This is a genomic window from Balneatrix alpica DSM 16621, assembly GCF_000619885.1.
GTDB classification, from domain to species: Bacteria; Pseudomonadota; Gammaproteobacteria; order Pseudomonadales; family Balneatricaceae; genus Balneatrix; species Balneatrix alpica.
Genome location: NZ_JHUZ01000006.1, coordinates 257,924 through 277,913, shown reverse-complemented (window position 1 = coordinate 277,913; position 19,990 = coordinate 257,924). Strand labels below are relative to the sequence as shown.

The following is a 19,990-nucleotide window of genomic DNA, read 5'->3' as shown; positions in this document are numbered from 1 at the left end:
AGGCGGAAGATGACTTCAGTATTACTTACCAACTTCCACCCCCATGGCGGGGGTGGTCACGTACCCTATATTCAGGCGCTCACTCGCTTGCATGATCAGCAGGGCTTACGCATTGGGGTGGCAACCCCCGCCAGCTCCCGCCTGTATCAATACCTGGCAGCAGCTCAATATCCCCATCTCTATGCCTGTGATTTTCCCGCCAAACTGCAAAAAGAACCCCGGGCAATTTGGGCTGCCATCGGTCGCTTTCGCCGCACTGTGGCCGACTTCAAGCCAGATATTGTTCACTGCAATGGCGCAGCGGATCTCTTTATTGCCAACCTGAGCCGCCCCGGCCTGGGCTATCAATTAGTACGCACCCATCATGCCATTCGCCAACTCAAACCCCATTGGTATCACCGCTGGCTCTATCAGGGTGTAACAGCAGCCAATATCTATGTCAGCCAGGGCGCCTTGGCACTGTCCTGTCACAACGGGCTGCAACCACAGCCAGTAGAGGTGATCGAAAACGGGGTGGATTTGCAGGCATTTCAACCCCAGCCTGCCGACCCACAACTGCGTCAACAATGGGGGCTGCAGGAGGATGAACTCTGCATTGGCTCCTGCGCCGGCACCGGTGACTACAAACGGGTGGATTTAATGATCGAGGCGGCCCTGGCGGCCAAGGCCGCCCTGCCACAACGCCGCTTCCGCGTTATGGTGTTAGGCGAGCCGCGCAGTGGTAAAGCACTCGAACAGCAGGCCCATGCCCGGGGCTTAACCGAGTTCCATTATCTCGGCTTCCATCAGGATATCCGTCCCTACATCGCTCTGTTTGATTTGGGCTTTATTCTCAGTGACCGGATTGAGACCATCTCCTTCGCAGCCCGCGAAATGATGGCGATGGGCAAACCCCTTCTTTCCAGTGATTATGCCGGCCTCAAAGACAATATCAGCCATGGGATCGATGGCTGGCTCACCCCAGCGGGCGACCTCCACGCCATCACCCAGCAACTGATTCAGTGCTTACAGCTTGCACCGCCACAATGGCAACAATACAGCCAAGCGGCGCGCCATAAGGCCGAGCAACGTTTTTCGATTCAGTTGCAATTAGCCCGTCATGCTCAGTTGTATCAGCGTTTGGTTACACCCTGATCTCCTCCTCCCCCGGGGAGGAGGACAGCGCCTGACAGCAGGAGGATAATGCCGCTTTGTCCGGCTAACGGGACAAGGAGGCTCCATGCTGTTCACCACCCTGCGTCTGGCACTCCCCATTGCCCTTCAGGTGTTACTCTTTTCGGCCCGTGGCCTAACCGACATGCTGATGGTAGGCCGCCTGGGCCAGGTTGAAGTGGCGGCGGTCGGCATTGCCGGCAAGCTGATTTTTATCTTCGCACTGGTGTTCTACGGCTTAGCCAGCGCCGCTAGTCTGTTAGCTACCCAATATCAAAGTGCTGGCCAAAACGAGCGCGTACAGCAGTTGGCACGGGCCAGTTTGTTGGCCTGCCTGCTGGCGGGCGCGGGGGCGATGCTGGCCGCCGGGCCCGGAGCCGCACTGTTGTTGCAGTTGGCCAGCCATGATCCGCTCGTGCAGGGTGCCGGGGTGCAATATTTACACATAGTCGCCTTGTCACTATTGGCCTCTGCCTGCCTACACGCCTATGGCATTCTGCTGCGCAATCTGGGCCATGCCAGCATCGTCACCCTGTTAGTCGCCATCGGCGTATTGCTCAATGCCTTACTGAACTGGCTACTGATTTTCGGCAACGCAGGTTTTCCTGAGCTGGGTCTGGCGGGAGCGGCCTGGGCGACCCTGCTCAGTGCCCTGCTGGAGGTGGGCTTGTTATTACTCTGGCTGCATTGGCGTCAGCCCAGCCTGGCCCCTAGCCGCTTGGCGCTATGGCGCAGTGCGCATCAGCCCAAACTGCTGCAACAGTTTCGCCAGCAGGCTTGGCCACTGTGTTTAAGCGGCGGGGTGTGGGCCTCGGGTGTATTTTCCTATCATGCCCTAGTTGGCCAACGGGACACCCAGGCGCTGGCGGTGCTCAGCCTGCTCGGCCCCATCGAAAGCGCCATGTTGGCTCTGCTGATTGGCATCGCCAGTGCCAGTGGTATCGTGCTGGGCCAGCGTCTGGGGCAGGGGGCCGAACCCAGGCTGTATCAACAAAGCTGGCAACTGGTGGGGTTTAGCGCCCTACTCGGCCTGCTGTTGGCTGCACTCTTTAGTCTGAGCTGGTCACATTTCCCGCAATGGTTTCCGGCCCTGGCCGAAGTGCCGGAGAGTCTGCTCTCGCCCTTGCTGCTATGGATTAGCCTCACCCTGGCGCTGAAAAGCCTGACCATGCCGATGATTATTGGTTTGCTGCGTGCCGGGGGCGATACTCGGTTCTGCCTGTGGCAGGACATGCTGGCACTCTGGTGCTGGGGCTTACCCCTGACGGCCGCCGTGACCCTGATTTGGCCACAGAGTTGGAGCTGGGTGGTGCTGGCATTGCTGGCGGAAGAATTGGCCAAGCTGTTCGCCAGCAGCTGGCGGGTCAGCCGCCGTCATTGGCTGACCTCACTGGTCTTGCAGGATGATCAAAAACCCGCGCCAGGCTCCGCCAAGTAGGAAGTTTCCGCCGGAGTATTGGTGCGCCCCAGGATGGCATTGCGGTGGGGAAAACGGCCAAAGCGCTCAATTACCTGTTGATGGCGTTTGGCATAGTCGAGAAAGCTGGCAAATGCCGTCTCCAACTCCGGCTGCTGTTGGCGTACTTCCTCATAGAGCGCCTGAAACTTAGCAACGGCCTGACGTTGCCGCGCCAGTTGCTCACTGTGCTCCAAGGGCAACAGCGCAAATACCCGCTGCACCGGTGCCAGTTCGGCCAACCACTGCCGCTGTAGCAGCTCATCGGTCAGTTGCAGGGCTTTGTGATCTTGGGCAAAGGCAGCCGGCGTATCGCGGAACAGGTTACGACTCAGCTGATCCAATAAAATAATCAAGGCCAGGCAGGATTCCGGCTGCAGACGCCAGGACTCCAGCTCACCGGCCAGGGCCTGTTCGTACAGATCACCAAAGCGGTTATCCAGCTCCCGATCCGTCGCCTCTGACTTACCAAACCAGAGTGAATGCTGATTTGCCAGGCGTTGTGGCCAGGATTGCGTCCCTTCACCAAACCAGTAATCCAGCAGCGCTTGCCAGGGTTGCATGCGAACCTCCTTTGCCAATAGGGGATGTCAGTGTTAGTGGTTCAGCCCAGCATGAGCGATAAACACCCGGGCATCCTCTTCACGCAGAAACAGCAAACGTAGCTCCTGCAGTTCAGGGTGCAAGTTTAGCTGCTCCTGCAGCACCGCTCCCACCACCTGCGCCGCTTGCTCGCGTGGGTAGCCATACACACCGGTAGAGATAGCGGGAAACGCCAGCAGCAGTAACTGACGACTCAGCGCCAGTTTAATGCTGTTGCGATAACACTGCGCCAGGAGCAACGGTGCCTTGGCACCTGCCTGGTGGTATATCGGCCCAACGGTATGAATAACAAAGGGGGCAGGCAAACTACCTCCAGGGGTGACCACCGCCTCCCCCACGGGTAAACCATGAGGATAGCGGGTTTGTCGCAGGCGCTGGCAAGCTGACAAAATCACCGGGCCACCAGCAGCATGAATGGCCCCATCCACGCCCCCACCACCGAGCAGGCTGGGGTTGGCGGCATTAATGATGGCATCCACTCGCTCCCGGGTAATGTCCCCCACCTTCACCACTAAACGCTGCGCACAGGCCCTGAGCAATTCCACCCTTGTCCCTCCTCACCAACGCCAGGCTGCAGGGGTCAACAATACCAACACCGTAAGGATTTCCAAACGCCTGTGTGACACTTCACCTCCGAATCAGCATCAATTTGGCTGCGCAACCGCTTGCGCTGTCTCAACATATTGACCTGCGACCTAAGGACTATCAGCCACTGGCGTTGGCCAGCGCTGATAATGAAAACTGCCCGGCATCTTCTGTTTGCTCTGATACATTAAGGCATCCGCCACATGCAGGGCCTGCTCCACGTTATCGGGAGGCTGTTCGAATAACATCGCCCCCATGCTCACCCCGGCCTGATAGGGTTGCAGCAAGGCTGCTAACGGCTGCTGAATGCGCTCCAGTGCCTGTCGCAAAGTACTTAACTGCTGGCATTCGAGTAGCAAGGCAAACTCATCGCCCCCCAAACGTCCCGCCAACTCATGCTGGCGCATCTGCTGCTTGAGTGCGGCACCGCAGGCCGCCAGCAGCTGATCACCCTGCTGATGGGAGTAGTGATCGTTAATATGCTTAAAGCGATCCAGATCGAGGTAGCACAAAGCAAAGCGATGACTGGGATGACGCCGACTGCGTTCGATATTACTCGCCAGGGCATCGAGAAAGGCGCGCCGGTTAGCCAAGCCAGTCAGACTATCCTGGGTTGCCAATTTCCAGGCCTGTTGATGGGACTGGGCCAGTCCCTGCATAGCAAAACCAGCTAGCGCCAGCATCCCCAGCCGCATCAGCAGGTTCCACACCGGCTGGCCCCAGTGCTGATAGGGAAAACCCGCCAGCATCTCAATCAAGCTCCAACTCAAACCGGCCGCCACAATGAGTGACCAGAGCAAGCGATAGCCAGGACGCAGCGCCACCAGCAGCACGGGCAACAAATACAGCAAGCCAAAACCCCAGCGAAAACCGGTGCTGTAATCAAGCACTATCACCATAACCAGTAAACAGGGCGGCAGGATACGTAATAAGCGTGGATAACTTTGCAGGGAAAGCAGCCATCTCAGTAAACGAGAAGGCCGCTGTGGCTGGTAGTCAGCCTGAGACATGGTTTACAACCTTAGGCGCTTACGCTCCAAACGCTGGACAAATTCCTCCAGCACCACGCGGTAGAGTTCTTCACCGAGGTACACATCCTCCACCCCGGCATCAATGTTGGGATTATCGTTGATCTCGATGATATAGACATCCTCGCCACGCTGTTTCAGATCTACCCCATAGAGACCATCGCCGATTAGGCTCGCCGCCTTGAGCGCTACCTTCTTCACTTTGGCCGGTACCTTGGACGGCGGCAGGGTGGTAAAGCCACCACTCTCCACCTTGCCCTTGCTGTGGTTGTAAATCTGCCAGTGGCCCTTGGTCATAAAATACTGGCAGGCGAAGATCACTTTGTTATTAAGGATGCCGATGCGCCAATCATAGTCGGTATACAAAAACTCCTGCGCCAACAGTAAAAACGACTGCTCAAACAGGCGCCCCAGGGTGGCTTCCAACTCCTGCCGATCCCGTGCTTTCACCACTCCCTTAGAAAAAGCGCCATCGGGAATCTTCAACACCAGCGGATATCCCAACTCCGCCTCCAGCTGGGCGGCCAGATTACTCTGCTCACGGTTGATCACCACAGTTTTCGGCGTCGGCAGTTTATGGGTGCGGAGCAAATCCTCCAGATAGACCTTGTTGGTGCACTTAAGGATGGAGTTAGGGTCGTCAATCACCACCATCCCCTCACTTTCGGCCTTTTTGGCAAAGCGATAGGTATGGTGGTTAATCGCCGTGGTGGCGCGAATAAAGAGCGCATCATACTCGGCCAGACGGCTGTAATGGCGCTTCTCAATCAGTTCGACCGCCAGTCCCAGGCTTTTGCCAACCCTGATAAAGTGCTTCAGCGCTCGCTTATCCGAAGGCGGCAAGGCCTCATCCGGGTCATGCAAAATAGCCAAGTCATAACGGGCGCCGCGACGGGCCTTCGGCCGTCGCCAGATCTTGCGGGAGAACTTATCCAGCGCCTGGGCAAACTGATCCTCTTCTGCCCCTTTCAGCTGATGCAGGCTGCCAATACGAATGCTATGCAGGCGCCAGCTGCCCTCCCGCTTGAAGCTAACCCGCAGGATCGGACAGGGAAACAGCTCAAATAACTGGCGCGCCAGATCCGCCAGGGCAGGCTCAGTGGTTTTACCGAAGCAGATCAGCATCTCGACCCGCTCCTGGCTATCCTTGGCCAGGGATTTCTTGATCAAGCCATCCAGATCTTCGGTATCCAGGCTGTAAATACTCTTGCGACTGAGATCATTCAGGCTGCGCACGCTGGGAATAACCTTATGTCCCCTGGCTTCCGCTAGCAGCGAGCAGTAATAACCCGAACCCAAGTATTTAAAGCTGCGACAGAGGTTAATCACCTGTATCGCCTTGCCTTCCAGATGCTGACTGGCACTCAGGTATTCCTGCGCCGTCATCAAATCTTCCGTGGGGTAATAAGCCGCCCAATCCTCGCGCTTATCTACCAATAGCAGCAGTTTGCTCATGACACTCTTCAAGTCGGAGACAGGCTCAGTCCGCCGCCCATCCTGACGGTCACTTTTGTCTGTTGCTCATCCCCAACTGAGCGCATAGCCTCAGGCAAGACAAGCAACCAACAAAGGCCCCTATATCTTGGTACTGCCTTGCAATGCATGCAAGGCACGCCCATGCTTGGTGCTGGACGCCACGCTCAGGTTTGGGAGACCGCTATGCATGCCCCTTGGTTAATCCGCCCAGCGCAAGATCGTGACCTGGACAAACTGCTCACCCTTGAGCAGGCTTGTTTTAGCGGTGACCGCTTATCACGCCGCTCCTTCAAACACTTTATCCGTAGCGAGCATGCCAGCCTGCTGGTAGCCGCCGTCAACGATCAGCTGGCTGGCTATGCCCTGCTGCTCTATCGGCGGGGCACCAGCCTGGCCCGTTTATACTCCATCGCAGTCGACCCTCAGTGGCGCGGTAAACAACTCGGGGAGCACCTGCTCCGTCAATGTGAAAGCCAGGCTCTCAACTATCCTTGCAGCCATCTGCGTTTGGAGGTACGTCCCGATAACAGCCAGGCGATCCGCCTCTATGAACAACTGGGCTACCGCAAGTTCAAGGTGGTACATGACTACTACGAAGATCACGCCGATGCCCTGCGTTATGAAAAACGCCTGCTCTATCCCAAACAGGTGCTGCTGCCCCCTGTCCCCTTCTATGCCCAGACCACCGATTTCACCTGCGGCCCAGCCAGTTTGATGATGGCGATGAAAGCGCAGGATATCAGCGTGCAATTTAGCCGCAGCCTGGAACTGCAACTGTGGCGGGAAGCCACCACCATCTTTATGACCTCCGGCCATGGCGGCTGCAGCCCCCAGGGGCTGGCCCTGGCCGCACAGCGCCGTGGCTTTGCCGTGGAGCTCTATATCAACACCGAACAGGTGCCCTTTATCGATGGGGTACGCAGCCCGGAGAAAAAGTCGGTGATTGAGCTGGTGCATTACGACTTCCTCCAGCAACTGGAAGCAGCCCAGGTACCGATTTACTACCACGGCCTCAGCAGTGATGCCCTGCAACAACATCTGCAGGAAGGCTGGGTGCCTCTGGTACTGATCTCCAGTTATCGCTTGAGCCGCTCCAAAGCCCCGCACTGGGTCGTGTTATCCGGTATGGACGAGCATTTCTTCTATGTCCATGACCCGGAAATCGAGTGGGAAAAAGACAAAACCAGCACCGATAACATCCATGTGCCCATCCCCCGCCGTGACTTTTTGCGCATGGCCCAATTTGGCCGCCAGCAACTGCAGGCGATGGTGCTGGTACGCCGCAAGCAGGCCAGCTGACTGCAACTAATCAGTTCTACTGATACACTAACTCCGTCTCATTGATGAAATTGAGCCGGAGCCAGCATGCATATCACCCTGCGCCAGTTGCAAGTCTTTGTCAGTATTGCCCATGCCGGGGGAGTCAGCGCCGCCGCCGAACAGATAGGGCTATCGCAGTCCGCCACCAGCATGGCCCTGGCGGAACTGGAGAACCAACTGGATGCGCCACTGTTTGACCGTATTGGCCGGCGCCTGCAGCTCAACGCCCTGGGCCAGACCCAACTGCCCCTGGCCGAGCGTATCCTAAGCCAGGTACGGGAGTTTGAGCAGGTCGCTAACCAAAGCGTGCAGGGCCCACTCACCATTGCCGCCAGCCTGACCATCGGCAGTTATCTGCTGCCCGGCTTAGCCGCACGCTATATGCAGAATTACCCCGAGGTTGATCTACAACTGCGTCTGCGTAATACCGCCGATGTGCTCAGCAGCGTCAGCCGCATGGAGGCCGATCTGGGTCTGATCGAAGGTCTTTGCCAGGACGAACGGCTGGAGTGCCTGCCCTGGCGCCAGGATCGTCTGGTCATCATTGCTGCCAGCGACTCCCCCTGGGCCCAGCAGCGCATCGACCGGCATACCCTATTGCAAGCTCCCTGGATTCTGCGGGAGGCGGGTTCCGGCACCCGTGCCATCTTCGAGCAAGCCTGGGGGAAAGACATGCCCAAGCTGAAAGTACAATTGGAGCTGGGCCAGCAGGAAGCCATCAAGCAGGCGGTAATGGCAGGGCTGGGACTCGGTTGCCTCTCCGCCCTGGCGGTCCAGGATGAGGTAGCACACGGCAAACTCTGCATCCTTGACCATGCAGAGCTGGATCTGAGCCGCTGGTTATCACTGGTGCGCCTGCCGCACCGTTACCAGAGCCCAGCGGCCCAGGCCTGGGTTCAGCATCTGGAACTGCCTTCCGCTTGAGCAGTGGCTGGAACGGGGGGGTGGGCCTGACGCAGACTCATCACCCCCAGATTAGCCAACAGGATCAACCCCATACCCAGCATCTGCGCCAGGCTGAATGCCTCCTGATAAAACAGAATATCCACCAGCAATGCGGTTAAGGGATAAATAAAGGCCAATACCGTCAAACGCTGCACCTCCAGTAATTGAATGGCGTAATACAGCAACAGGTATTGCAACAGGGTATTAATCAGGGCCAACGCCAATACCATGCTCCAGTTCGCCCCCTGCCAGCTCGGTTGCTGCCACAGCAACAACAACCCCAATGGGATCACCGCCACACTCAACTGAATCGCCGCCTGCATCGCCGCCGCCACCTGCTTCACCCGCCGGGTCAGCAAAGCGGTCACCGCGTAAAACGTGGCAGACATCAGACTTAACCCCAAACCCAACCAGCTGCCCTGATCGGCCTGCCAATCCAATTGCGGCAACTCCACCACCAGCACCACGCCGATAAAGGCTAGAAGGATCCAGACCACACTCTGGCGCTGCACCGACTCGTGCAAAATCACCCAGGCCAGCAGCAGTAATAACAACGGCTGCAGGTTATAGATCACCGTTGCCACCGCCACGGGTAGATAGCGGTAGGCCAGAAACAGACAAAACCAGTTCAGTACCAGACAACTCCCCGCCAGGATAATGCTGAACCATTGCTGGGGTTGGCTGGGTAAGGCCAAACCACGCCAATAGGCATACAGCCACAAGCCCAGGCCGCCGATTAGGCAACGTAGAAAAATCAGGGATAAAGGGTCCAGCTGCGACTCTTTCACAAACAAACCAATAAAACCTGACAGCCCCATCGCGGCCACCATTGCCAGGGTGGCCCACTGTTGCTGATTGAGCCCCGTGGCTTTAGTAGGTGTTTCGATAGCCTTCATAAGATAGCTCCACCGTTCGGTTATTCATGCAAGGACGAATCGCCCTTATGGCTTTTGCCCTCTCCGTATGTCTCGACTATAGTCAGTCCAAACGGCAGACATAAGGGCGCAAAACAGCCCCCTGTGTTCGGTAAACAGAACGATAACAACACCGGAACAGCATGAAAGAAGAAGCCGACCTCCTGCTCTCCTTTGCCAACCTCTGTGATGCAGGCAGTATCAGTGCCGCCGCCCGTCAGCTCGGGGTAGCCAAGTCCACCCTGTCCCAGCGCCTGCAACAGCTCGAACAACACTATGGAGTGAAATTGGTACAGCGCTCCTCCCGCCACTTTCAATTGACCCCGGCGGGACGTCAGCTCTACCAACAGGCCCAGCAGCTACAAGGCTTGCTCCAACAAAGCCGTCAGCTGATTAGTGAATTCAGTGAAGAAATTAAAGGACGGGTGCGTCTGGCGGCGCCCCAGGTTTCAGGCGGGGTACTGCTGCCCAGATTGATAGCGGGCTTTAGCCAGCAGCATCCCGGCGTCGAATTTGAACTCATCCTCACCGACCGTCGGCAGGACTTAATTGCCGAGCAGATTGACTTGGCCCTGCGCGTCGGCCCGCTGGATGACAGCCCGGACTTGATTGCCCGCCCCCTCACCCCGGCTGGCCAGGGCATCCGCCTACAAATGGTGGCCGCCCCCGCCCTCAACTTGCCGCTGTTGAGCCACCCGCAGGAGCTCCACGCCACCCAGTTACTGCATTACCACCCTTATCCACAATGGCACCTGCAGCACCCGCAACAGGGCCAGTTCACCCTGCAAGTCGCTGGGCAGGCGCGTATCAGCAGCAGTAGCCAGTTGGCACTCTATCATCTCTGTCTGCTCGCCCAGGGGGTGGCGCTAATGCCGGAGTACATGGTGGCGGAAGATCTCAAACAAGGGCGTTTGCTCGCCTTACTACCCGCCTGGCGCGGCGAGGACAAGGCCTACCATTGGGTGTATCCCAGCCGCCTGAGCCCCTCCCGGGCGGTACGTCTCTTTACCGATTACTGCTGGCAGCGCCTGCAGCAACACTCCCTAACCCAGCTTTTATCGAGTCATAGCCTTATGTAAGTCTTTACTAACCCAACTCCAGCAGCTGGGGATATTTACGCAGTGCGGCACGCAACTGATGATAGCTGAGCCCCAAATAGCTGGCGGTTTCACGCTGGTTGTAGCGACATAACGCCAGCGCCTGGGCAATCCAGCGCTGTTCTTGTTCCGCCAGGGCAGCCTTCAAATCATGGGGTGGCATCGTGGCCGCAGGTGCTGCCTGCTGTGAACTAACACTAACCTCTGCCGAGGGTGTTGCATCAGCGGTCGCGAGGGTCTGCCAGGGACTGGCGAAGGGATCAAACACCACCTGCTCAATACGCGCCTCCCCCTGGCCACCGCTGACCTGAAGGTAAAGACTGCGCTCCACCACGTTTTTCAGCTCACGCACATTACCAGGCCAGGGATAACTCACTAACGCCTGGGCCGCTGCCTCACTAAAACCGGCAAACCAGCTCTGCCCCAACTCCAGACACATCCGCTGGGCAAAGTGTTCTGCCAACTCCAGGATGTCATCACGGCGAACACGCAAGGGGGGCAGATTCAGCACATCGAAAGCCAGTCGATCCAGCAAATCGGCACGGAACCGCCCGCTGGCCGCCAGACCAGGCAAATCCGCGTGGGTCGCCGCCACCACCCTGACATCCACCTGCAGAGTGCGATTACCGCCTAAACGACTAAATTGACCATATTCGATCACCCGCAATAGTTTTTCCTGCACCGCCAAGGAAGCCGTCGCCAACTCATCCAAAAACAGGGTACCGCCATCGGCCCGCTCAAACAGTCCCGCCCGGGATCGGCTGGCGCCAGTAAAGGCCCCCTGCTCGTGACCAAACAGCTCAGATTCCAGCAAGCTATCGGACAGGGTGGCACAGTTAATTTGCAAAAAAGGTTGCTGCCAACGCTCCGACAGATAATGCAGGCGTTGCGCCAATAACTCCTTCCCTGTGCCCCGCTCCCCCAGTAGCAATACCGGTCGATTCAAGGGGGCAAGCTGTGAGGCATGTTGCAGTACCTGATGCAGGGCTTCTGAACTGCCGATAATGGGTTGACGAGAGGCTTCCATCGCAAAACCAACAATTGGTTAAAAAAACCATTTAATAGCTCATTTAGCCAAATCAGCCAACTCTATTACTGTTTAAATTAACAAATACTCTTAAGAATCAAATAGATAAAAAATTGGCACACTTCTCGCTATTCAGTTAGCCATCGGGGAGAACGTGGTCCCCCATTTCACCAACACGGGAGAACACAACATGGGAATTTTTTCGCGCTTTAGCGACATCGTAAACGCCAACCTGACCGCTCTGCTGGATCGGGCCGAAGACCCTGCCAAGATGATCCGCCTGATGATTCAGGAAATGGAAGAAACCCTGGTGGAAGTCCGCACCACTTCCGCCCGCGTGCTGGCCGAACGCAAAGAGATGCAGCGCCGCATTCAACGTCTGCAACTGGAGACCGAAGACTGGGAAAGCAAAGCCCGTCTGGCCCTGAGCAAAGACCGTGAGGATCTGGCCCGCGCCGCCCTCACCGAGAAGAAAGCGCTGGAAGAACACCTCAACCTGGCTAACCGTGAGCTGGCAGCCATCGAAGAGCAACTCCAGGTACTCCAAGAGGAAATCAGCCAGCTGCAGGCTAAGCTTGATGATGCCAAAGCACGGCAGAAGTCCCTGGTGGTACGCGAACAAACCTCGCGCTCCCGCATGGATATTCGCCGCTCCAGCAACCGCGAAAAACTGGAAGAAGCCTTCCGCAAGTTCGAATCTTACGAACGCAAAATGGATAACCTGGAAGCGCAGCTGGAAGCCGATGACCTGGGCCGTCCACGCAGCCTGAAAGAAGAGTTCGCCGATCTGGAGCGTAACGACAAGGTTGAGGCCGAGCTGGCCGCCCTCAAGGCCAACCTGAGCCCGCAAAAAGGGAGTAAAGAATAATGTCCTGGATGGTGTTCTTCTTCGTCCCGGCCGTGATTTTTCTCGGCCTGGTCGCCCCCATCTGGCTGATCCTGCACTACTGGACTCAATCCAGGATGCGCAAGGGACTGTCCGATGAAGATCAGCAAACCCTGGAGCAAGCTCTGCAAACCGCCAGCCTGCTCGAGCAGCGGGTACGGCATCTGGAAACCATTCTGGACCAGGAACACCCGCACTGGCGTAACAGCTCCGACAACAAGGGAGATGCCCAACATGAACAAGCCCACTAAAGCCAATGGCTACCTGCGCGATCTTTATCGTCGCCCACGTGAGGGCTGGATCGCCGGGGTCTGCGCCGGAGTGGCGCATAGCCACGGCTGGCCAGTCTGGCTGGCCCGCCTGATCATGGTGACGCTGTTTATTTTCAGCGGCAGCCTGGGTCTGCTGGCCTACCTGGCGGGAATCTTCCTGCTGGAAAAGGCGCCTCAACAACACTATGGCTGCCAGCATGACAGCGGTGAGGCCAAGCCCTTCTTCCACTATGGCCCCGCCCCCGCCAGCCGGGTCAAGGAGCTGCATCAGCGCATGCAGAGACTCAGTGAGCGCCTTGGCCTGATCGAAAGTTACGTCACTTCACGTCGTTACCAAGTCAACCGCGACTTCCGCGATCTGTCTTAACAGATCGCGACCTCTCCCTTACCCATTTTCTACTCGCCACTCAGGATGAGGAGCTCATCATGGCCGCAATAAGCATCATCGTGATCACGCTCAATGAAGCGGAACACATTGCCAACCTGCTGGAGGATCTCTGTCAACAAAGCAAACAGGACTTTGAAGTCGTGCTGGTTGATAGCGCCAGCACCGACGCCACCTTAGAGATTGCACAGCAATATGCACAACGTCTGCCTCAGCTCAAGATCATCGCCATGGCACAACGGGGGGCGAGTCTGGGACGCAATACCGGCGCCCAGGCTGCTCAGCATGAACGCCTCCTGTTTTTGGATGCCGATGTTCGCCTGGCACCGGACTTCCTTGCCCGCGCTGACTGGAGCCTCACCTTACGCCCAGCGGATGTCGCCGCAGTCTATATGGATGTGGCACATGCCAGCCGTAAGGCAAAACCAGGATATGCGCTTTTTAATGCAGGGATCTGGATTACCCAATTCTTCTTCCCCACTGCAATTGGCGCCTGCCTATTCTCCACCCGCCGAGCCCATCAATTAATCGGCGGCTTTAATGAACAAATCAGCCTCTGCGAAGACTGTGCCTATGCACTGGCTGCCCATCGCCACCCACAACTCCGCTTTAACTTACTTCCCCTCAGCTTTGTTTTTCACCCCCGCCGCCTGGAGCAAGACGGCTATCTACGCACCGGCTTCACCTATCTGCGCGCCAATGTACGCCGCTTCTTTAGTGGAGAACTGCTTGGCAACCCCTACCAGTATCGCTTTGGCCACTACCATCCGGCCTAATCATGGCGGAGCTGACCCAAGGGGCCTTAGTCATGCTGGCCTGGCTGGATGGACTCTTTCCATTCAGCCTGCTAGTACCAGGTGAGCCTGCTTTTATCGCTGCCGGCTACCAATGGCGTGGCGGTCAAGGCTGGCCATTGGTGGTCGCGGTATGGTTGGCAGCCTATAGTGCTGACCAGCTGTCCTATGCATTAGGCTACTACCGCGGCAGCACTTGGCTACGTCGCTGGGGGCGACAACGCCACTACCGTCGCCATCTAGCCAGGGCTCGCTTACAACTGCGACGCCGTGGCATGCTGATGGTAATGCTATCCCGTTTACTGGGGCCCTTAGCCTGGATCACTCCCGTCTTAAGTGGCAGTCTGCGCTTACCCTATCGCCACTTCGCCCTCGCATCAGCCTTTGCCGTTACCCTGGGGACCGGTCAATTCATGCTACTGGGGGCATTCGGTCATCAACTGCTGCCCAACCTCGGTGAGCTATGGCAGCAGCTCAATCAGGCTGGCCAATTTAGCCTCGTGCTGCTGCTTTTGGCGGGCCTGCTATATCTGCTGTATCGCCATCATCGTTTACCTTCACGCCTGTAACTTCTTCAGTTTTTGTTAAGTTTCCCGGGCCATCCTATCGGGGTACTTTCCCCTCGTTTAAGGAGGCTTTATGTTTCGCCAACACTGGTTTGCCAGCGCCTTGCTGGCCACCTGCCTTATCCCTAACGCTCAGGCAGCCACAGAACCCGATCCCTCCGGGGCATCCTTTCGTGATCCCACCGAAGGCAACTGGTATCACCCGATTGAACCCGACTCTTGGGCCCATGTAGGGGCTGAACCCGCAGTCATTGAAGAAGTACTGTCCCGCATCGCTACCGCAGAGGGCATACGCCGCCATCCTGAGCAGCCTGACACCCTGGTGAACTACGGCCCAGGACACTGGATTTACGAATGGAGCCAAGCCGGCGACCAAGCACAGATGCTTGCTAAAGCCGCTGAGCAAAATGGCGATCAAGACAGTGCCAAGCGCCTGTATTTAGCCGCCACCAGCTATTATCTACGGGCGTCCTCGCCCCATACTGATGAGCCCGCCAATCTAGCTGCCCTGCAACAGGCGCAGATCAACTATCGTCAGGCGGGTCGCTATTTGCCGGTTCCTCTCCAGGTAGTGGAGATTCCCTTTGCGGGGCAACACTTCAAAGGCAACCTGCACTTGCCCCAGGGCAACGGCCCCTTCCCGTTGATTGTTATGTCATTTGGCTCGGATGTTGCCAAAGAAGAGGGCATGCCATTTTTTGAAAAGCAACTTGCCCCCCGTGGGATTGTTCTACTGATGATTGATATGCCAGGCATGGGTGACTCGCGCGCTTGGCGCATCACAGCGGATATAGACAAACTGCATAGTGCTGCGGTGAATTACAGCCGCACACTCGCCAATATCGATAGCAAGAATATCTTTGTGATGGGGGCCAGTTTCGGCGGCACGCCGGTTGCCCGCATGCTATTGGCTCGTCCAGAGCTGGACCTGGCAGGCCTGGTGTATATCTGTGGCCCTATTCACCGCCCCTTTATGGCACCCGCAGAGACATTGGAACAGTTTCCCGCCTTTACGATGGATGGCGTACGCACCCGTCTTGGCCTCCCGCCTGACGCACCCGCCAGTGCCATCAGCGCCAAGCTCCAACCGCTATCCTTGCTGCAGCAGGGTTTACTGAACCCTCAGCAACCACAACCACGCAACACACCTCTGTTAATCCTGAGTACTAACGCCGATCCCGTTGCCCCCCTGGCCGACATCGATTTATTGCAACAACACAGCCAACGTAGCAAACGCCTGATCTATGACGTCCCTGGACACTGCCCAGATCGTGACTCCCGGGAAGCCATTGCCGCCTCCTGGGTACAGGATCAACTTCGTTCCAACTAACACACGAGGATAACACCATGCGTATTCTGTCAGCCCTGTTTGGACTCTGCAGCCTCTCCACCAGCCTGGCCTTCGCCGCTCCCAGTTACAACCAAGCGACGATCAGCTTGGATGCCGCCCAGCGAGTTGCCCAGGCGGCATTACAACAGTGCCAACAAAATGGTCATCGTATTGCGGTGACGGTGGTGGATATCAGTGGTCGCCCCAAAGTGCAGCTGGTCAATGACGGTGCCTTTCTACACTCGGCCCTGGTGAGCCAACGCAAAGCCTTTACCGCTGTCTCTCGGCGCCTGCCCACTGCCGTTATTGAAGAAGCCACCCAACAAGATCCCGCAGTGGCTGCCATCGTCAATAACCTGCCGGATATGATCACCTGGGGCGGAGGCAAACTGATTGAACATCAGGGGCAGGTGATAGGCGCTATTGGTATTTCCGGCGCCCCTGGCGGCAGTGAAGATATTCAATGTGCCGACGCAGGTCTCGCTGCTCTCTAACACACCTGCATCTTGGACACCCACCCAAATTGCCTCCTATGCTTGAGCTGCACAGCTCAACTAGGAGGCTGCCATGTCCCGCCATCTCTACCTCAACCTGCCGGTGCGGGATTTAGCCCGCAGCCAGAGTTTCTTCCAGGCACTGGGTTTTAGTCTTAATCCGCAGTTTTCTGATGCCCAGGTACGCTGCCTGACCCTGGCGCATAACATTCATCTGATGCTGCTATGCCACAGCCGCTATCAGCAATACAGCCCTCTACCCATCGCCGATAGCCAGCAACAGAGCGCGGCCTTGTTTTGCTTGAGCTGTGACAGCCGGGAAGAAGTCGATGATTTAGTCCAACGCGCCCTGGCTGCAGGCGGCAGCCTCTATAACGAGGCCCAGGATCATGGCTTTATGTATGGCCATGGCTTTCGTGATCTGGATGGGCAGATTTGGGAACTGGTCTATATGCACGGCATTGAGCCGGGAGAGGACTGACCTCCCCCAGCCTGACAGCCTAATTAGCCAACTTGGTCTGGGGCGCGGGACTGGCTTTGTGCAGACTACCACGCAACGCCAGCCCCACCCCGGCGGCACTCAGCAGCATGCCCAGCACACTGATCCAGCCAAGGTTTTCATTAAACAATAACCAAGACTCCAGGGCGGTCAGGGGGGGCACCAGGTAAAAGTAACTGGCCACCTTGGCAGACTCTCCCTCCCGGATCATCAACATCAACAGCAAGATAGCCGCCAATGACAGGCCAAATACCAGCCAGAGCAATGCGCCAATAAACTCCGGGTGCCAGACGATACTGCGCTCTTCCCACACCAGTGCCAGCAGCGCCATTAACAGGGTGGTGGAAACATACTGATAGAAGGTACCGGTCAACAAGGGTACGCCCTGGCCATATTTTTTCTGGTAGAGGGTGCCACAGGAGATCCCCAGCAGGGCTGTCAGCGCCCAGGCTAAACCGGTGAGACTAAGCTGCCCCTGCCAGAGGTCACGGCCACTGATCACCAGCAACACCCCGGCAAAGCCCAACCATAACCCCAGAAACTGCGCCGGACGTAAGCGCTCAGCAAACCAGATCCGTGCCAGCAAAGCCGTCAACAGGGGTTGCAAGCCCACCAAAATAGCAGTCACGCCAGCGGGCATCCCGGCTTTAATGGCCGCAAATACCCCCCCCAGATAAGCACCATGCACCAGCAATCCCACCAACATTTGCCGGCCAATCGCCGCTCCCTTTGGCCAGGGGGTACGCATCCAGCCAATCAACCCGGCAAATAGCGCCAGGGTAAGCAGCATACGGATCAATAAAAAGGTAAAAGGCTCCACATAAGGCAAACCAAACTTGGCGCCAATAAAGCCAGTACTCCATAACAACACAAAGGCCCAGGGTACCCAGGCCAGGGATAACGCCGCCATCTCAGATTTCCTCCCCTATTGGAGGCACTATAAGTCAGGGAGCCGCCAGGCCCCAGATACAGCCGCATCGACTTTTATGGGTACAGAGCAAAGAATAGTGCGCTATTATTGCCACCAAACCCAATCTGTACCCTGACGTTTTGCCGGTCGCCCATGCCTCGTTATCTCGCTCTCGCCCAGCAGCTCCTGCAGCAAATCAATCAGGGTCAGCTACGCCCAGGTCAACCTCTGCCCTCACTGCGCCAGTTTGCCGAACAGCAGCAGGCCAGCAAAAACACCGCCATTGCGGTTTATCAGTGGTTGGAACAACAAGGCTGGATCGAAGCACGGCCACGCCAGGGCTACTTTGTTCGTGCCCGCTCACGCTTACAGCAGCCGCAACCTGCCCCCTTAAGTCCACAGCTCCCCAGCTTGGGCGAACTTGGACTGCAGATTGTGCGCACCGCCATGCAGCCCCACTGGGTGCCCCTGGGCAGTGCCCATCCCTGCTGCCACTTTGACAGCCTGGATAGCTGGCAACGCCAGCTGGCCCGCAGTGCCCGCCAACATAAGCCTGCCCATAGCCATTATCAGGTGCCCCCCGGTCACCCAGGGCTACGCGAGCAAATTCGCTTGCGCTTACACAAGCGTGGTATTTGGCTGGATGCCGATGACATCCTGCTCACCAACGGCTGTCAGGAAGCCTTCACCCTGGCCCTGCAAACCCTGACCCGGCCAGGTGATATCGTCGCGGTGGAGTCCCCCTGCTTTTATGGCGTGCTACAGCTGCTGGAAGTGCTGCAACTGCAGGTGCTGGAAATTCCCGCCCGCAGCCCGGACGGTATCGACCTGGCGGCGCTGGCCAGCGCCCTCAAGCAATGGCCGGTCAAAGCCCTGCTGCTGCATCCCAGCTATAACAATCCCCAGGGCTACGCCATGCCGGATAGTCACCGCCATGCGTTGATCAGCCTGACCGAGCCCTATCGATTACCCATTATTGAAGATGAGGTCACCGCGGAGCTGGGCTATCAGGGACAAATGCCACTGGCGTTAAAAAGCCTGGCGCCGGAGCGGGTGCTGCTGTGCAGCTCCTTCTCCAAAACCCTTGATCCGGATTTGCGCCTGGGCTGGATTGCCGCTGGCCCCTGGCATGATGCCCTCCTCCACCGCAAATTTGTCAGCAGCATGGCCAGTCCCGGTCTACAACAACAGGCCTTGGCGGCCTGGCTGCAAGGGCGTGGTTATGACCGCCACCTGCGTCAGGTGCGTCAGCAATATGGCGACAACTGGCACCAGCTGGCCCAAGCGCTGCAAGGCTTACCCCAGGGCTGTCAGCTCAATGCCCCTGCCGGTGGCTATCTGTGCTGGCTGCAACTACCTCCATCAGTGGACAGTCTGCAACTGTGGCAACGGGCCGATCAGGCCGGCATCAGTCTAACCCCTGGCGCCCTCTTTGGTCAGCAGCCCCAGCTGCGCCATAGCGTACGCCTGAACTTCGCCCACTGGCACCGGGATATACGGCTGCGCAAAGCCATGCCCAAGCTGATTGAACTGATTGAGCAATGCCAACACTAGCTCACCGCAACCGCCCCTTAAGGTCATGGCGAATCAGCCATTGCTATTGCCCAGAAATGCAAACGGCCACCCGAAGGTGGCCGTTTAAGAGAACCAGTCTGAAGCCTAGGCTTACTTGATCTTGGCTTCTTTGTACATCACATGCTGACGTACAACGGGATCAAACTTCTTGATCTCCATCTTTTCAGGCATGTTACGCTTGTTCTTGGTAGTGGTGTAGAAGTGACCAGTACCGGCGCTGGAAACCAGCTTGATCTTCTCACGTGCACCTTTAGCAGCCATGACTTATCCCCTTACACTTTCTCGCCGCGAGCGCGGATTTCAGACAGAACGGAGTCGATACCCTTCTTGTCGATGATGCGCATACCTTTAGAGGATACACGCAGACGTACGAAGCGCTGCTCGCTCTCTACCCAGAAGCGATGGTAGTGCAGGTTGGGCATGAAACGACGCTTGGTCTTGATATTGGAGTGAGAAACGTGATTACCCACAGCAGGACGCTTGCCGGTAACCTGACATACTTTAGACATTCTCGATACCTTTAATTGCTTGTTTTCCAAACTTTATCGGCATAGTCCAGCACCCAAATTACTTGGGTCTGCCGTTACCAGCCTCAGGCGGAGCGCCCCCACCCTCAGGGGCAAAATCCCGTACCCTAGGTACAAGCGGTGCAACATTATACCCGCTAAGCCCCACC

23 protein-coding genes are annotated in these 19,990 nt (G+C 57.2%); 14 read left to right on the top strand and 9 right to left on the bottom strand.

The features are described from left to right. The first annotated feature begins 9 nt into the window (after positions 1-9). Both Q334_RS0101870 and Q334_RS0101865 read left to right on the top strand, forming a co-directional pair. Positions 10-1,134, top strand: a complete 1,125-nt coding sequence (locus tag Q334_RS0101870) for a glycosyltransferase family 4 protein (protein ID WP_027311725.1) — start codon at positions 10-12, stop codon at positions 1,132-1,134. 85 nt (positions 1,135-1,219) lie between these two features. Further along, positions 1,220-2,590: an MATE family efflux transporter gene (locus Q334_RS0101865; RefSeq protein ID WP_027311724.1), complete on the top strand. Its 1,371-nt coding sequence runs from the start codon at positions 1,220-1,222 to the stop codon at positions 2,588-2,590. Here the strand turns inward: Q334_RS0101865 and Q334_RS0101860 are convergent. The 4 genes from Q334_RS0101860 to Q334_RS0101845 form a co-directional block, all read right to left on the bottom strand. Beyond that, entirely contained in the window at positions 2,560-3,171 is a 612-nt protein-coding gene (locus tag Q334_RS0101860) for a DUF924 family protein (RefSeq protein ID WP_027311723.1), read from the bottom strand. The genes Q334_RS0101865 and Q334_RS0101860 overlap by 31 nt on opposite strands. Positions 3,172-3,204: 33 nt before the next feature. Continuing rightward, positions 3,205-3,756, bottom strand: a complete 552-nt coding sequence (locus tag Q334_RS0101855; RefSeq protein WP_027311722.1) for a macro domain-containing protein — start codon at positions 3,754-3,756, stop codon at positions 3,205-3,207. 150 nt (positions 3,757-3,906) lie between these two features. Beyond that, positions 3,907-4,806, bottom strand: coding sequence for a GGDEF domain-containing protein (locus Q334_RS0101850; RefSeq protein ID WP_027311721.1), 900 nt, complete (start codon positions 4,804-4,806; stop codon positions 3,907-3,909). 3 nt (positions 4,807-4,809) lie between these two features. Then, positions 4,810-6,279 (bottom strand): RimK family protein, encoded by a 1,470-nt coding sequence (locus tag Q334_RS0101845; protein ID WP_027311720.1) that lies wholly within the window; start codon positions 6,277-6,279, stop codon positions 4,810-4,812. 204 nt (positions 6,280-6,483) lie between these two features. Here Q334_RS0101845 and Q334_RS0101840 point away from each other — a divergent pair, with 204 nt between their 5' ends. Further along, positions 6,484-7,599: a GNAT family N-acetyltransferase/peptidase C39 family protein gene (locus Q334_RS0101840; RefSeq protein WP_027311719.1), complete on the top strand. Its 1,116-nt coding sequence runs from the start codon at positions 6,484-6,486 to the stop codon at positions 7,597-7,599. Positions 7,600-7,665: 66 nt separating this feature from the next. Beyond that, complete coding sequence (locus Q334_RS0101835; RefSeq protein WP_027311718.1) at positions 7,666-8,544, top strand: LysR substrate-binding domain-containing protein; 879 nt, start codon at positions 7,666-7,668, stop codon at positions 8,542-8,544. Here the strand turns inward: Q334_RS0101835 and Q334_RS17625 are convergent. Continuing rightward, positions 8,517-9,461: a DMT family transporter gene (locus tag Q334_RS17625; RefSeq protein WP_051527440.1), complete on the bottom strand. Its 945-nt coding sequence runs from the start codon at positions 9,459-9,461 to the stop codon at positions 8,517-8,519. The genes Q334_RS0101835 and Q334_RS17625 overlap by 28 nt on opposite strands. A 161-nt stretch (positions 9,462-9,622) precedes the next feature. Between Q334_RS17625 and Q334_RS0101825 the strand changes: the two genes are divergently transcribed. After that, positions 9,623-10,558 (top strand): LysR family transcriptional regulator, encoded by a 936-nt coding sequence (locus Q334_RS0101825; RefSeq protein WP_027311717.1) that lies wholly within the window; start codon positions 9,623-9,625, stop codon positions 10,556-10,558. Positions 10,559-10,565: 7 nt separating this feature from the next. Here Q334_RS0101825 and pspF read toward each other — a convergent pair whose 3' ends face one another. After that, entirely contained in the window at positions 10,566-11,603 is a 1,038-nt protein-coding gene (pspF, locus tag Q334_RS0101820; RefSeq protein WP_027311716.1) for a phage shock protein operon transcriptional activator, read from the bottom strand. A 190-nt stretch (positions 11,604-11,793) separates the two neighbouring features. Here pspF and pspA point away from each other — a divergent pair, with 190 nt between their 5' ends. The 8 genes from pspA to Q334_RS0101780 all read left to right on the top strand — a co-directional run bounded on the left by pspA (position 11,794) and on the right by Q334_RS0101780 (position 16,811). Further along, the gene (gene pspA / locus Q334_RS0101815; protein WP_027311715.1) at positions 11,794-12,471 is read left to right on the top strand and encodes a phage shock protein PspA; all 678 of its coding nucleotides are present in this window, start codon (positions 11,794-11,796) and stop codon (positions 12,469-12,471) included. Next, the gene (pspB, locus tag Q334_RS0101810) at positions 12,471-12,740 is read left to right on the top strand and encodes an envelope stress response membrane protein PspB (protein ID WP_027311714.1); all 270 of its coding nucleotides are present in this window, start codon (positions 12,471-12,473) and stop codon (positions 12,738-12,740) included. Before pspA ends, pspB begins: the two co-directional genes overlap by 1 nt. After that, positions 12,724-13,128: an envelope stress response membrane protein PspC gene (gene pspC, locus Q334_RS0101805; RefSeq protein ID WP_027311713.1), complete on the top strand. Its 405-nt coding sequence runs from the start codon at positions 12,724-12,726 to the stop codon at positions 13,126-13,128. The genes pspB and pspC overlap by 17 nt, the downstream gene beginning before the upstream one ends. Positions 13,129-13,187: 59 nt before the next feature. Next, positions 13,188-13,922, top strand: coding sequence for a glycosyltransferase (locus Q334_RS0101800; RefSeq protein WP_027311712.1), 735 nt, complete (start codon positions 13,188-13,190; stop codon positions 13,920-13,922). 2 nt (positions 13,923-13,924) lie between these two features. Further along, a complete protein-coding gene (locus Q334_RS17620; protein ID WP_027311711.1) occupies positions 13,925-14,509 on the top strand; it encodes a DedA family protein in 585 nt (194 codons plus the stop codon). 70 nt (positions 14,510-14,579) lie between these two features. Further along, positions 14,580-15,836 (top strand): alpha/beta fold hydrolase, encoded by a 1,257-nt coding sequence (locus Q334_RS0101790; protein WP_027311710.1) that lies wholly within the window; start codon positions 14,580-14,582, stop codon positions 15,834-15,836. A gap of 17 nt (positions 15,837-15,853) precedes the next feature. After that, positions 15,854-16,330 carry a GlcG/HbpS family heme-binding protein gene (locus Q334_RS0101785; protein WP_027311709.1) on the top strand — a complete coding sequence of 159 codons (477 nt, stop codon included), beginning with the start codon at positions 15,854-15,856 and terminating at the stop codon, positions 16,328-16,330. Between the two features lie 73 nt (positions 16,331-16,403). Beyond that, a complete protein-coding gene (locus tag Q334_RS0101780) occupies positions 16,404-16,811 on the top strand; it encodes a VOC family protein (RefSeq protein ID WP_027311708.1) in 408 nt (135 codons plus the stop codon). A 19-nt stretch (positions 16,812-16,830) separates the two neighbouring features. On the opposite strand, the gene Q334_RS0101775 is transcribed toward Q334_RS0101780, so the two are convergent. Next, positions 16,831-17,739, bottom strand: coding sequence for a DMT family transporter (locus Q334_RS0101775; RefSeq protein WP_027311707.1), 909 nt, complete (start codon positions 17,737-17,739; stop codon positions 16,831-16,833). A 153-nt stretch (positions 17,740-17,892) separates the two neighbouring features. Between Q334_RS0101775 and Q334_RS0101770 the strand changes: the two genes are divergently transcribed. Next, complete coding sequence (locus tag Q334_RS0101770; protein WP_027311706.1) at positions 17,893-19,293, top strand: aminotransferase-like domain-containing protein; 1,401 nt, start codon at positions 17,893-17,895, stop codon at positions 19,291-19,293. Positions 19,294-19,404: 111 nt separating this feature from the next. On the opposite strand, the gene rpmG is transcribed toward Q334_RS0101770, so the two are convergent. Together rpmG and rpmB are read right to left on the bottom strand one after the other, a co-directional pair. Continuing rightward, positions 19,405-19,575: a 50S ribosomal protein L33 gene (gene rpmG / locus Q334_RS0101765; protein ID WP_027311705.1), complete on the bottom strand. Its 171-nt coding sequence runs from the start codon at positions 19,573-19,575 to the stop codon at positions 19,405-19,407. An 11-nt stretch (positions 19,576-19,586) separates the two neighbouring features. Continuing rightward, complete coding sequence (gene rpmB, locus Q334_RS0101760) at positions 19,587-19,823, bottom strand: 50S ribosomal protein L28 (RefSeq protein WP_027311704.1); 237 nt, start codon at positions 19,821-19,823, stop codon at positions 19,587-19,589. Positions 19,824-19,990 lie beyond the last annotated feature (167 nt).